The 13,538-nt window shown below is 61.8% G+C and carries 13 protein-coding genes; 8 read left to right on the top strand and 5 right to left on the bottom strand.

What is annotated here, in order from left to right; translation table 11 throughout:
* Positions 1-22 precede the first annotated feature (22 nt).
* The 3 genes from LF252_RS01055 (at position 23) to LF252_RS01045 (ending at position 3,372) form a co-directional block, all read left to right on the top strand.
* Entirely contained in the window at positions 23-1,603 is a 1,581-nt protein-coding gene (locus LF252_RS01055; protein ID WP_226266364.1) for a SusD/RagB family nutrient-binding outer membrane lipoprotein, read from the top strand.
* Between the two features lie 41 nt (positions 1,604-1,644).
* A complete protein-coding gene (locus LF252_RS01050; protein WP_226266362.1) occupies positions 1,645-2,922 on the top strand; it encodes a hypothetical protein in 1,278 nt (425 codons plus the stop codon).
* Positions 2,923-3,054: 132 nt separating this feature from the next.
* Positions 3,055-3,372, top strand: a complete 318-nt coding sequence (locus tag LF252_RS01045; RefSeq protein ID WP_226266360.1) for a hypothetical protein — start codon at positions 3,055-3,057, stop codon at positions 3,370-3,372.
* Positions 3,373-3,473: 101 nt separating this feature from the next.
* Here the strand turns inward: LF252_RS01045 and LF252_RS01040 are convergent, their stop codons facing one another.
* The 5 genes from LF252_RS01040 to LF252_RS01020 form a co-directional block, all read right to left on the bottom strand.
* On the bottom strand, positions 3,474-5,246 hold the full coding sequence (locus LF252_RS01040; RefSeq protein ID WP_226266358.1) for a glycoside hydrolase family 10 protein: 1,773 nt from the start codon (positions 5,244-5,246) through the stop codon (positions 3,474-3,476).
* 169 nt (positions 5,247-5,415) lie between these two features.
* Positions 5,416-6,039 (bottom strand): M15 family metallopeptidase, encoded by a 624-nt coding sequence (locus LF252_RS01035; protein WP_226266346.1) that lies wholly within the window; start codon positions 6,037-6,039, stop codon positions 5,416-5,418.
* A gap of 100 nt (positions 6,040-6,139) precedes the next feature.
* Entirely contained in the window at positions 6,140-7,345 is a 1,206-nt protein-coding gene (locus tag LF252_RS01030) for a serine hydrolase (protein WP_226266344.1), read from the bottom strand.
* Positions 7,346-7,438: 93 nt separating this feature from the next.
* Positions 7,439-7,648 (bottom strand): hypothetical protein, encoded by a 210-nt coding sequence (locus tag LF252_RS01025; protein WP_226266342.1) that lies wholly within the window; start codon positions 7,646-7,648, stop codon positions 7,439-7,441.
* Positions 7,649-7,668: 20 nt separating this feature from the next.
* Positions 7,669-7,974 (bottom strand): hypothetical protein, encoded by a 306-nt coding sequence (locus LF252_RS01020; RefSeq protein WP_226266340.1) that lies wholly within the window; start codon positions 7,972-7,974, stop codon positions 7,669-7,671.
* 161 nt (positions 7,975-8,135) lie between these two features.
* On the opposite strand from LF252_RS01020, the gene LF252_RS01015 reads away from it, so the two are divergent.
* From LF252_RS01015 to LF252_RS00995, 5 genes are all read left to right on the top strand, one after another.
* Positions 8,136-9,242, top strand: coding sequence for a TonB-dependent receptor plug domain-containing protein (locus LF252_RS01015; protein ID WP_226266330.1), 1,107 nt, complete (start codon positions 8,136-8,138; stop codon positions 9,240-9,242).
* A gap of 100 nt (positions 9,243-9,342) precedes the next feature.
* Positions 9,343-10,185, top strand: a complete 843-nt coding sequence (locus LF252_RS01010; protein ID WP_226266328.1) for a rhomboid family intramembrane serine protease — start codon at positions 9,343-9,345, stop codon at positions 10,183-10,185.
* Between the two features lie 164 nt (positions 10,186-10,349).
* Entirely contained in the window at positions 10,350-11,261 is a 912-nt protein-coding gene (locus LF252_RS01005; protein ID WP_226266326.1) for a T9SS type A sorting domain-containing protein, read from the top strand.
* Complete coding sequence (locus tag LF252_RS01000; protein WP_226266324.1) at positions 11,258-12,463, top strand: alpha/beta fold hydrolase; 1,206 nt, start codon at positions 11,258-11,260, stop codon at positions 12,461-12,463. Before LF252_RS01005 ends, LF252_RS01000 begins: the two co-directional genes overlap by 4 nt.
* Before the next feature lie 37 nt (positions 12,464-12,500).
* A complete protein-coding gene (locus LF252_RS00995; RefSeq protein WP_226266322.1) occupies positions 12,501-13,529 on the top strand; it encodes a 2Fe-2S iron-sulfur cluster-binding protein in 1,029 nt (342 codons plus the stop codon).
* Positions 13,530-13,538: the final 9 nt, after the last annotated feature.

Below are 13,538 nucleotides of genomic sequence, written 5' to 3'. Positions count from 1 at the left end.
AAATACAACTGACTTCTTTCTGATGAAAAAATATATTCTGCTGCTGGGGCTGGCGCTGAGTAGCGGGGTGATGACAAGCTGCGACAAGTTCTTCGACGTCAACACCGACCCCAACAACCCCACTACCTCTACCCCGAACTTCCTGCTGCCCGGCATTATCTCGCAGGGCGTGCAAACGCAGATGTTCACCTCGCTGGTAACGCCGTTTCTGACGCAGTACCTGGTGCGCCGCTCCCCCACGGGCGGCTCCGACCAGTTCATCCTCACCAACGGCAACAGCACCAACACCTTCAACTACAGCTACTTCTACTCGGGCGGCACCATTCCTACGCTAACTAAGGCGGCGGAGCAGGAAGGCTCGCCGTACTATATTGGGGCGGCCAAAATCATCCAGGCCATGCTGCTGGCCCACGCTACCGATATGCTGGGGGATATTCCGTACTCGGAAGCCTACCAGGGAGCGGCCAACTACACGCCCAAATACGACTCGCAGGAGCAGATTTACGCCACCATCAACACGCTCTGCGACGAGGGCATTGCCTTGATGCAGAAGCCGGCCTCGGATAACTTCCGGCCCCTGTACGTGACGTCGCCCAGCATTTCCGGCGACATCCTGTTCCAGGGCAACACGCAGAAGTGGATCAAGTTTGCCAACGGTCTGAAGGCCCGGCAGCTCAACCACCTCACCAAAAAGAGCAGCTACGACCCCGCCAAGGTGCTGGCTTTGGTAGACCAGAGCATGACCTCCTCGGCCGATGATGCGCAGCTGCAGTTTCAGGTGGCCGTGGCTCCGCTGGCGGGCACTACCAACATTTTTGGTACCACCCGTAACAACTTCAGCACGTCCAGCACCTCGGCTACGTTTTCCAGCAACATCATCAAGTACCTGAACGGTAACGCGGCCGGTGCCGCTTACCCCGGTGTGGTTGACCCTCGCCTGCCCATTATGGCCACGGCCGGCAGCCCCGGTGCCGACCCCGGCGTGGGCAACACCTCGGCCGCCACGCTGGTGAATGGCTACGTGGATTTCTACAGTTCCTGGTACGCCCGCGACCTGGGCTACTTTGAGGTACTGACCTACCACGAAATCAAGTTTATTGAAGCCGAAGCCGCTTACCGGGCCGGTAACCTCAACCGGGCCCTGGCGGCGTACCGGGAAGGCATTCGAGCGCACATGGCCAAAATTGGCGTGGGCGGCACCAATTCCGTTCCGCCGGTAAGCTTCCCTCTCATTTCGGGGGCCCAGATTGAGGCCTACCTCAATAGCGCCGCCGTGGCCCAGAGCACTTCGGAGCTCACGCTCAAGCGCATCATGGAGCAGAAATACATTGCCATGTTCCTGAACCCGGAGTCATGGTCAGATCTGCGCCGCCTGGATTACGACCCCACCATCTACCCCAACCTGAAGTACCCCGCCGGCAACGCCGTGAATGCCACCCTGGCTGCGCAACCCGATTACAAAGACCGGTGGCCCCGCCGCCTGTTGCCGGGTGCTACGGAGGTACTGTACAACCCCCAGGCCGTAGCCAAGCTGTTCGCCGATGCCATGGCCACGTCTAACGACGACTACATTGGCAAGCCGCTGTGGTGGGACCGTCCGTGAGGCCGCGCCCCTTTCTCCCTCCCCTATTTCTCTCGCAACGCATGAAACAATATATAACCTCGTGGGTAACCGCCCGCCGCGAGTGGCAGCCGCTGGCGCTGGCCGGCCTGCTGGCGCTGGGTCTGGCTACAGCCAGCTGTAAGAAGGAAGACTTCAACGACTACGTACAGCTGCAGGACAACGCCGGCTTTGGCTCTATCAGCACGCTGGGCGGCTCCTTGGCTACCAAGTATGCCCCCGGCGAAACCGTGCCCGTCATTGTAGCCTTCAACCAAGCCGACAACCTGAAGGACATTACCGTGTTTCAGGTTATCAACAAGCAGGACTCGGCTGTGGTAGGTACGTATCCCGCCAACGGGCAGCTTAATGGTACTCCGCAGCTATTCAACCAAACGGTGCCCTACACCGTGTCCACCACGCTGGCCAACAAAACGCCGGTGCGGGTGGATGTGACGCTGAACTTTGCCGACGGCAGCAAGCGCCTTCGCCGCTTCACGTACACGGCCGCTAGCTCGCCCACGCTTAAGTTCTCCGCCACGCCGGTTACCTACCGCAACGGCCTGAGCGCCACGCAGCAAACCTCGGGTGATATTCTGGGCTACTCCATTATTCTGAACGAGGGCGGCATTGCTACGGTACCCGCTGCCGGCAGCACCAGCACCCTGTTCAAAAACGTGGATAGCCTCACGTACTTCGTGCAAAGCGGCACGGGGGCCGCCCGCCGCCTGGGCGTAGTGCGCGGGCCTTCGGCCGGGGCTGCTACCACCGTAACGGTGAATGCGCCGGTACCCGCTGGGTCCAACGGCCAAACGCTCACGTACTCCTTCGTGGCGTATGCCCAAAACACGTCCACCACGCTTACGGCTGCGCCCATTACTATTGCAGCCCCGGTATCGTTTGCCGCCACGGCCAAAACGGGCCGGGTAGCTTTTGGGGTGGCTGCTCCTTCCGACTCTCTGGCGTTTAACCTGCGCACGGGCCTGAACGAGCCTCAGTCCGGGCCAGCTACCAACAAAGACCTGTCGGTTTCTTCCTACACCTCGGCGGGCGTGGCTCTGACTGCTTCTAACACCACTCGTTACTACAAGCTGACGCCGGCACAGGTAGCGGCGGGCTTATATACTACTGCCTCGGCCAACTCCATTGGTTTGCTCCTGTTCCAGAACACTACTTCGGCTGAACTGGGTACCGTGGCCGTGAACGACGTGTACGCCGTGCGCGTGCGGGGTACTGAAACGATGCTCCTGCGTGTTACCGGCATCAAACCCAGCGCCTCCGGCTCCACCGGCCGCGTGAAGTTTGAGTACCGCACGCTGTAACTGAAACGGCACATAGCGCTATTCTCCTAATAAGGGCCAGCTTCAAAACTGGCCCTTATTTTATTACTTATTACTCCTTGAATTCGAACCAGTTTAAGTACTTTCAGCTATCCACCATACCCATCAATCTATATGAGAAAATCATTCGCGTTGTTTGTTTTAACCGCTCTTTCTACCCTGGGCACTTTGCCTCTTACAGCCACGGCCCAACCGTACCCAGTAGCAACTACCGCAGCGGCTTCGTACGAAACCTATTACCAGGGCTTTGATGCCGGCCGGGAAAAGCGGTCTGAGTTCAACGGCATCTATTCCGAGGGTACCCGCGACTTTGACCGGGCTGTGTCAATGGAGTATGACCGGGTGCAGAATACGTACATCCAGGGCAACACCGACCCCGATTCGCTGGACTATTGGAACGGCTACCTAGATGGCCTGACCAGTGCCCCGTAACGCCAGCATCTACCCACTATCGAAAGCAAAAAAGCGAGGCCTGACTGCCTCGCTTTTTTTATGGATTTATGGTTCCGACGTAGCGCGCTGGGCTGCTTCTATCACCCCCCGAACAGCCGCCGGAAGAAGCCGCCGCGCTTGGATTTGGTTTTCACCTTCACTTTGGTGGGCACCGAGGCCGGGCGGGTTACTACCGGGCGGGGCGCAGTTGGTTGGGGTGCCGTGTTTACTGGCGGCGTAACGGGAGCCGGGGCCGGTTGTGGGGCTGGGGTAGGTTCGGGCGGAGCCTGCTGGGCCACTACCACCTCGGCCGGGCGGCCGGTGGTGCGCACCGAAATAGGCCGGCTTTCGTTGTGCAGACGGTCGAAGGCGGTGAGGTAGTAGGCGTAGGCGTGGCCGAAACGGGCCGTGGTATCCTGAAACTGCAATTTGCGGCCCGCCTGCGGCCGGATGATGGCCAACAGGTTGCGTGGGTCATCGGGCGAGGGTGTTTGGTCGGGCGTGAAGCGGTAGAGGGCGTAGTAGGTAGCCTCGTCGCCGTCGGGGGCGGCGGGACCGGGCTGCCACGTGAGGGTATTCACATTCAGCTGGGTGCTCACGCTGAGCTGCTGGGCCGGCAGCGGCGGTACGGCATCCAGCCAGGGCATAGCCGGCGGCAGGGCCGGGTACCGAAACTCATGTTCCCGCAACGAATCGGTGGTGTGCAGGGCGTTAGCCATCAGGGATTTTGAGCTGAAGAACACGCTGCCACTCACCTCGGCCGGGAAGGTACGGTTAAAGCGTACCTGCCGGGGCAGCTCACGGGGGTTGCGCCACACCGTATCGGAGCGGGTGCTCTCCAGCATGCGGTAGGCCCCGTGGCCAATGTACACGTGGCGGCCGTTGGCGTTGCGGGCCCACCACTCCACCAGCACCGGGTACTGCGCCACCCGGAAGCCCGTGCTCCAGTACAGTTGGGGCAATACATAATCAATCCAGCCCTGACGCGTCCATTCCAGCGCATCGGCGTACAGCCCGTCGTAGCCCTGGAAAGCCTTGGTAGCCGAGCCGTTAGGGTCAGAGGTTTGGTTACGCCACACGCCGAAGGGCGAAATACCGAATTTTACCCACCGCTTGGTCTGCCGGATGGAGGCGTGCAGGTCTCGGATGAGCACGTTCACGTTCTGGCGGCGCCAGTCGGCCACGGGCAGGTTGTCGGGGTTGAAGCGGGCATAGGCGTCCTCGTCGTGAATCACCTGCCCGGCCTCAGGGTACGGATAGAAGTAGTCATCGAAGTGCACCCCGTCGATGTCGTAGCGGCGCACCACGTCCAGAATCACCTCGTTGATGTACTGGCGCACTTCCGGCAGGCCGGGGTTGTAGAGCAGCTTGCCGGCGTAGCGCATAAACCACTCGGGGTGGCGGCGGTACGGATGGTTGGCAGCCAGTCGGCGCGTCACGGTATCCATGGTGGCGCGGTACGGGTTAAACCACGCGTGGAACTCCATGCCCCGCTGGTGGGCTTCCTCAATGAGGAAGGGCAGCGGGTCCCAGAGCGGCGCGGGTGCTTTGCCCTGGGTGCCCGTCAGCCACTTACTCCAGGGCTCCAGGCTACTCTGGTAAAAGGCATCGGAGGCGGGCCGCACCTGCACAAACACCGCGTTTACGCCGCTTTTCTGGTGGTCATCGAGCATGCGGCGGTATTCGCGGCGCTGCTGCTCGGGGGTGAGGCTACGGCTGCTGGGCCAGTCAATATTCTCGACGGTGGCAATCCAGACGCCGCGCAGCTCCCGCTTGGGTGGCACATCGGCGGCGCGGCTGCTGGCGGCAAGCAGCAAGCCACAAGTCAGCAACAGGAAAAACAGGCAACGGTAGGCAGTACGCAACTGGGTCATTACCCCAAAAATAGTGCTTTGTGCAGGAGTTAGCCGGCCTTTCCCGCCCATCAACACGGAATTTCTATCAAACCTGAACCGTATCTGTTCCCTCTCTTGAACTTCAAGAGCTGCTGATGCGGCCCCAATGGCCGTGCAGATACTCAAATACGCACCAAGCTGCGACAACCTATAGCTCCTCAAACGGGAGGTCCAGCAGGTCAAAGTCGTTCCACTGCTGGTAGTCGTAGTGCCACCATTCGTCTGAGTAGTTCACAAAGCCCTGGCGCTTCATGGCGGCCAGCAGAATGCTGCGGTTGAACAACACGTGCGGGGGCAAGTGGGTGTAGCGGGAATGGGCCGCCGGCGTCAGCTCGTCAAAATCGGTGGGTAGGGGCAGGTGCCGACCGGTGGCATGCTCCACGAGGCCCACATCCACGGAGCAGCCCCGATTGTGCCGAGAGCCCCGCCAAGGTGGCGCGGCAAATTTCTCGTTACGGATGTGCTCAAAAAACTGCACCGTTACGCCGTAGGGCCGGTAGGCATCATACACGCACAAGCCCAGCCCCAGCCGCCGCAACGCCTGCTGCACGCGCGCCAGCGCCTCGGCTACGGGCCGCCGCAGAAAAGCCCGCGCCTGCGAGTACAGGGGCCGGCCCAGCAGGTTGCGGGCCGTGGCATACCGGATATCCAACACCAACTCCGGAATCAGGGCCGATAAATCCACCAGCTCCCGCTCCGGATGATGCGCTACCCGCTGCCGATACTCCAGCAGCGAGGAAATAACCGTAAGTCCGTAAGAGTTTGTGGCCATATACTACCCGGAACAAATCAGAGCCCGAAACTCCTCCGTACTGCCCGGCATACGGGCAATATTTCCTTACTGTTGTGCTGATGTTATCCGAAAGGGTGTATTACTGGTGGCGCTGCAGCTCTAATTGATACACGGCCTCGCTCAGCCGCCGCAAAAACGGCAGCCCTACCGTATCGTAGTCGTACTGGTCGTCGTTGAGCACCCCGTCGTGGTTCACGTACAGCACCGCGCTGAGCAGGAACTCCACACCGTGGGCGGAGTCAGTGATGTAGGCGTTATCGATGAGGAAGCCGTAGGCCTGGCCGATTTTGTTGTAGATGCGCACTCCCTCGGGCAACGGCTGTGGGGCGCCTCCCACCAGCAGGTATTTGGCGTAGTTATCGGGGTATTGCGCCACGGGGTAGCGGGGCCACTGGCTCTGGCGGGGTAGCCGGTGCAGGTAGTCCAGCAGCAGGCGGCGGTCCAGGGAGTCCAGCTGAAACTGCCGCCGCCGGGCCACCGACTGCGCAAACACCACGGCCTGCAACGTGCGCTGCAAATCCGCCAGGGTAGTGGCATTTTTGGCACTAAAATCCATGGGCTGGTTGATGCGTTGCCCGTTTTGCAAGTACGCCTCGCCCACCTTGCGCCGCCGTGGTGCCCCCCGCGCCCAACGCTCCCGGAAGGTAGCCGCCGGCTGCACGTACAGCGCCCGGCTCAGGCTGGTATCCGCAAACAGCGCTACGGGGTTGGTGCGACGGGCCGTGGAGTCCTGGTCGCCCACGGAAAGGCGGTGCCGCAGCACCGTGCGGCGCAGTCCGTGTCGGCGCAACTGCTGCTGCAATGCCGCCGGGCCCACAAACTCATACAGCCGATTGTACGCATCGTTGTCGCTCACCAGCAGAATCTTGCGCACGTACTGCGCCACACTGGCCCGGTGGTTCTGGCTGCTAGTATCCCGCAGCACGCGCGTTTGCCCGTACGCCGCCGAATCGATGCGCAGTGGCGAACTACTGGACAGCGTTGGTACCTGCCGGGCCAGCTGGTGAATTTTCTCCAGGGCCAGCACGGCAGTGGGCAGCTTGATGGCGCTGGCCGGGTAGAAATACTCCCGGGGCCGCACCCGGTAGCGGTAGCGCCGGAAATGCGGCTGCCCCTGTTTGTCGCGCCTGATTTGAGTATACAGCACCTGCAGGCGGTACTGTGCCGCCTGGCCCGCCACCGGAGCCAGCACGGAGTCGGTGTGGAGCAAGCGGGGCAACGGATTTTGGGCCGCTGCTACTACGCTGGCGCACAGCAGCGCCCCCAAAACCACAAACTGTTTCATGGCCCAATATACCGGTATCAGCACAGCAGCGCCCGGCCCTTACGTTGCGTATGGGGTCGGGCGCTGCCGGGGTGTAGTTTAGAAAAAGGAGCCTTATTCCTGTTTCTCAGATTTATCTGCTGGCTGTTGGTTATCCGAAGCTGAGGCGGAGCCACCTTCCAAGCCGTTGGTTTGGTCAGAGTTGCCGTAGCCGCCCCGGATGCCGTCGCCGCTGTCGTGGGCGAGTTGCTCCTGGGTGGTTTCGGGGGTTTTGGCGGTATCGGGCTGCTGCTCGTGGGCAGGTTGTTGGGGTTGCTGAGCCATTGTTCAGTAAGAATAAGAGGTTATAGATTGACCTGGCCGGTTTGACCGCCCGATACGCCAGTACCGCTGCTGGTAGTGTTGCCACCCACGTCGCCGTCCTGGGCGTTGCCGGGTGCGTCGTAGTTAGGGGCACCCGATTTTACCCGGCTGCCGCTGATGGGTTGGCCACCTTCCGTACCGCCACTGCCGGAATTATCGTCGGCGTTCAGGCCGGTATCGTGGCTGCCGGGGGCCTGCCGGCCTTCGGGCTGGCGTTGGGTGGGCTGCGTGTCGGAAGCTTCGGGTAGGTTCCGGGCGTCGGTGGGTTCTTCGCGGGGTTGTGTCATGGTTAGGGTATCGAAAGAATGAAGGCCCGGCGTGTAGCCCGGCCACTGCTGGTCTATACGCACGGGGGCGGGCGGCGTTTGCTTTCCAGAGCTTGAAATGCGGCTGTTTTTCGGCAATTTTAGAGCCGTTTACACCCCTATTATCTCTTACGTATCGGCTCATGTCTTCGTCATCCGATTCCTTTCTGCAGAAAACCACCGAAGAGTTATTGTACCTGGTGCAGCACCCGGAGCTATACCACCCGGCACTGGTAGCCGAAGCCGGCCGGGAGCTACGCCGCCGTGGCACCGACATACCCCGCCCTCAGGCAGCTACTCAGCCTGATGTAGCCGCCGCTACCTACGATACCGAGTACGAGGCCGCCTCTCCCCTGCGGCGGTGGTGGCCGGCTGGCCTGATTGCCGTAGCTGTGGGTGGCTTGGCTTGGTGGGGTCTGCGCAGTTCCACCGCGTCATCGGCCACAACGGCCAAACCAGCCGTGGCCAAACCCATTGTGCTGGAAGCCGTGAAGGCCGACCGGATGCCCGACTTTGAGAATGAAACTGCCCGGCAGGTAGCTACCATCCGAAGACAGCTGCCTGCTGCCGACCGGGCCGATACCACTGCTACCGGCCGCTATGCCCGTACCGCCCGCCGTTACTGGCTAGCCGAAAATGCGGCAGCCTATCTGACAAAACAGGCTCAGAACGACTCAGCGTCCGCCCTGTTCCCGAACCAGATAGACCTGACGCTGGAACGCATTAGCTGGTTTATGAAAGCCCGGGCGTACGACCAGCACCTACATCCCATCATGGAAGCTCACCTTACCGAAATGGAGCAGGGGCTGACGCTGCGCCGAGCCTCCTTGCAAGCGCTCAGAACCCAGTACAGCGTAGGGGCCGAAGTAACCCAGGAGAAAAAGGCTTTCACCCAAGCGGCCGAAGCGGCTGATATTGGCCGGGTATTGCTGGGTCAACCTTCCCAAAAAGCGCCCATTGCCGGCAATCTGGCCAGCCTGGGCAGCTCTGCTACGGCACCGGCCTCCCAGGGACTGAAAGCAGTAAAGGAATTACCTAAGCCCCACCGAAACCAGAACCCGCTGTACGTGGTGGATGGCGAGCTGCTGGCTAGCGACGCTTTCAGTGGGGAGGCACCCGCCGAAGTGCGTAACATACCACCCGATAATATTGAGTCCATTGTGGTTTTGAAACGCGACAAGGCCGTTCTGCTGTTCGGGCCCCGGGCGCACGATGGTGCCATAGTGGTTACGACTAAAGCAGGACGCTAACAGTAAAAGTGCAATCCTGTCAGGCTAGTTGAGCTGGCAGGGTTTGTGACGCGCACTAGCGGAGCCCCACTACCGGAGCTTTGCTAGTGCGCGTTGCCGTATGTCGGAACCTACTTCTGCCGCTGATTTCTTCGCCGAAAAAACCGATGCTGAGCTGCTGTACTTAGCGCAGCACGCCCAGCAATACCCGCCGGCGGTAGGCCAGGCCGCCGTGCGGGAGCTGCAGCACCGCGGCCTGGTGCCCGACGTGCCAACCCAGCCGCCCGCGGCGGCCCCAGCCGCCCCACCCACTCCCAACGCCACAGTAGGCCAGACGCTAGCCGGTATCTTCGGCTTCCGGTCGGGGTACCGCATCACGCCGCTGCTGCTGTGGCTCAACCTGCTGGGCTATGCGCTGCTGACCTTGGCGGGCCAGAATTTCTGGCAACCCTCGGCGGCTACGCTGGTGCGGTGGGGTTCTAATTTTTCTCCGCTCACGCTGCCCAACCAGCCCTGGCGGCTGCTTACCAGCGTATTCCTGCACGGCGGCGTGGGGCACTTGCTTATGAACATGGCCTCATTGCTGTTCCTGGGCCTGCTGACGGAGCGGCTGACGGGCTCCCGTCGCTTTTTACTGTTTTATGTGCTGTGCGGGGTGGCGGGCAGCCTCGCCAGTCTGTGGTGGCACAGCCAGGGCGTAAACTCGGTGGGAGCTTCGGGGGCTATTTTTGGGCTGTACGGGCTGTTGTTGGCTACGTTGGTAAGGCGGCCTACGGCCTTCTCTAAGCCCCAGCGCTACACTGTGGGCCTATTTGTGCTCTACTTGCTGGCCGGCAGCCTGGCGGGTGGCCTTCAGGCCCACGCCACCGATAACGCTGCCCACATTGGCGGCCTGCTAACGGGCACCTTGCTGGGTGCGGCCTTCCCGCCCGAGCCCACACCCGCCAGCAACGGCGGGGCCTGAGAAACCGGTCCGGGATACCGAACGGCTTCTCAGGCTGAGCTTGCATCCGGCCAGTATCAACCAATTATGCGGTAGAATAAAATATATAATATTTAGTATATTTACTATACGACGCTGTACACCGGTGCCGGTTGGTTTTTCCATCCTTTCTACCTCCCTGTGCTATGAAAACGATGTTACGCTTCCTGGTTAGTGCGGCCTGCCTACTTGGCCTGGTATGCCCTGCCTTCACTCAAAACATCCCAAATGGGGGCCTGGAAACCTGGGTAACGCGTGGCAGCGGGGAAAGCCCGGATGGATGGTACACTTCCGACGAGTTGTACGGCAGTCAGAGCATTCCGCTGGCTCTGGGCACCGTTACCAAATCAACGGACCGGCAGGCGGGCAGCTTCGCGGCCAAAATCGAGAGTAAAGTCTTTTTTGGGGCTTCCGTCCCGGCGCTGCTGCTGCTGGGCAACCGGTTCCGGCCGTCCACCTACGGCATCAGCGGCGTGCCCTACACAGGCCGGCCGCGCGAGTTGCGGTTCTGGTACAAGCTCAGCACCGCTACCGACGATACCGCCGGGGTATACGTGGTGCTCACACGCGGTGGGGGCAACGCTTTGCAGTTTATTGCCGGCTACGCCGATGTGCTGCCGGCCCGCGCCACCTACGGGCAGCTGGCCGTGCCGCTGAGCTACGTTTCGGGCGCTACCCCCGATTCGTTGCGGCTGTTTTTTGTGGCCGGCAATGGCCAAACCACCGGCACCTCCACGCTGTACGTGGATGAAATTTCGCTGCAGGGTACCGTATCGGCCGCCGAGGCTCCGGTGCATCTGCAGATGGCCTTGAGCGTTTACCCCAATCCGGGCGCTGGGGGCACGTTCTACTTGGCGTCCCTCACCGAACCCGCCGTGGCTACGGCCCCGCTGGAAGTAACCGATGCGGCCGGCCGGGTGGTGCTGCAGGCCCCGGCTGTGGCCCCGGCGCTGGCCAGCGGCCGGCCCCTGGAGTTGCACGGCCAGCCTGCCGGAGTGTATCTTTTGCGACTCAGTACGCCGGAAGGGCTGCTGGTTCGCAAACTGCTCATTCCATGACCGACTCCCAAGACCCACCGCCCAATTCCGCTTCTGCCAACAATTCCGATGCCTCTCCTTCACGGTGGCGGCGGGCGGCGGCGGCCGTGGGCCGGGTGGCCCGGGCTCCGTTTGATGGGGCCGGTCTGCTCTATCGGATTGGTCAGGATAATCTGCACTTCACCCTCCCGGTGCTCAATGGGGCCTTCGGCGACCAGCTAGCCGCCCGCCACGACCGGCGCGCTATTCAGATGAGCTTCCGTCGCTATGAGGCCGACGTGCCGGTAGCAGATTTAGGCCTGCAACCAGCTACCGATGGACGGCCGCGCAAAACGGTAGTGTTTCTGCACGGGCTGATGGGCGACGAAATCATCTGGCAAACCGGCAACGGCCCCGACGATTTGCGTTTCGGCCCGCGGCTGCAGCAGGAAACCGGCGTGTGCTGCCTGTACGTGCGCTACAACTCCGGCCTGCACATCTCCGAAAATGGCCGCCGGCTACACCACCTCCTCACCGAGCTGCTGGCTACCTACCCCGAGGCTATGGGCGAGCTGGTACTGGTAGGCCACAGCATGGGCGGACTAGTCATTCGCTCGGCGGGATATTATGGAAGCCGGGATGAGTTGTCAGTTGTCGGTTGCCAGTTGTCAGGTTCCAACAACGAACAACTGTCATCTGACAATCAACGACTAACAACTGACAACGAACAACTGACAACGAACAACTCATCCTGGCTGAGCCGGTTGCGAGACGTGTTTTTACTGGGAGTGCCGAATGATGGGTCGTTTCTGGAGCAGAACAGCCACCTCACTAGCCTGATTCTGCGCAAAATCAACCTGTGGCCCACCCGCGCCATCAGCGGCCTGATTGATAAGCGCAGCAACGGCATCAAGGACCTGCGCCACGCCCGATTGGTGGACGAGGACTGGCTTAGTGAGCACGCCGACGACCTGTTTCCGCCCCGCACGGTGGTGCCGCCCCTACCGGGGGTGCGCTACCACATTCTGGTGGGCTCGTTACTGAAATCGGCCAACTCGGCCCTGCACGACTACTTCGGCGACGGATTGGTGGGGGCCGGTAGCGCCCGGGGGCGGGTGTTTCAGGACCCTGCGGCCCCACCCGAGCTGCTCATCAGCACCCACATCTACCCCAAGCTGCACCACGGCACCCTGCTTAGCAACCCCGAGGTGTATCAGTACCTGCGCGACCGGGTGCAAGCGTAATTCGTAGGGCTCCGCTGCCACCAACCCGCCCCACCGCGTGACCACTACCCTGCGCATCAGCCGCATTACCGAGGAAGCCCCGGACGCCAAAACGTTCTGGCTAGGATCGGCGGCCCCGCTCCCCTATCAGGCCGGCCAGTACCTCACGCTGCTGCGGCCCGAATACCCGGAAATACGCCGCTCCTACTCGCTCTCCACCACTCCCGGCGTGGATGCCACCCCGGCCATTACGGTGAAGCGGGTAGATAATGGGTTCTTTTCGCGGTGGCTTGCCGATGTGGCCCAGGTAGGTACCGAGCTGCTTACCACCGGGGCGGGTGGCCGGTTCACCCTGCCCGTCCCGGCCGAACTGCCCTACGAGCAGGTGGTGCTGCTGGCGGCCGGCAGTGGCATTACCCCCGTATACTCGCTGCTGAAGGAAGTTCTGTACCACCAGCCCACAGTGCAAGTGCTGCTGCTCTACAGCAACCGTAGCCCGGAAACCACCATTTTCGGGGCGGAGCTGCGGGCGTTGCAGGCGCAGTTTCCAGCGCGGTTGCGGCTGGAAATGCTGTACAGCAACCACCCCAATCTGCGGCGGGCCCGCCTGTACCGGGAGCTGCTGGTGGAACTGGTGCACCAGCACGCCACCACCGCGCCCGACCGGATGCTGGCCTTCGTGTGCGGGCCGGGCGAGTACATGCGAATGTGCGGCTACGGTCTGCACACAGCCGGCCTCCTGCCCGAGCGAATCCGACGCGAAAACTTCGTGGTGCCTCCACCCGCCGCGGCTGCTCCCCCACCCGATGCGGGCACTTACCACGTCAGCCTCGCAGGCCCTAGCGGCACCCGCACGTTTGAGGTAGCCTACCCCGACAGCATTCTGCAGGCTGCCCGCCGGCAGGGCATTGCGCTGCCCTACAGCTGCGCGGCAGGCGTGTGCGGCAGCTGCACCATGCGCTGCCTCAGCGGCCGGGTATGGATGTCGTACAACGAAGTCCTCACCGACCGGGATCTGGCCCAGGGGCTCGTCCTTACCTGCACTGGCCACCCGCTGGGCGGCAACGTGCAGTTGGGCAGTTTGTAGATAAGCACC

It is taken from the genome of Hymenobacter pini, from assembly GCF_020421205.1.
In the GTDB taxonomy this organism is placed as follows: Bacteria; Bacteroidota; Bacteroidia; order Cytophagales; family Hymenobacteraceae; genus Hymenobacter; species Hymenobacter pini.
Note: the sequence above shows the minus strand (reverse complement) of the source record. Positions and strands in the feature narration are given on the sequence as shown.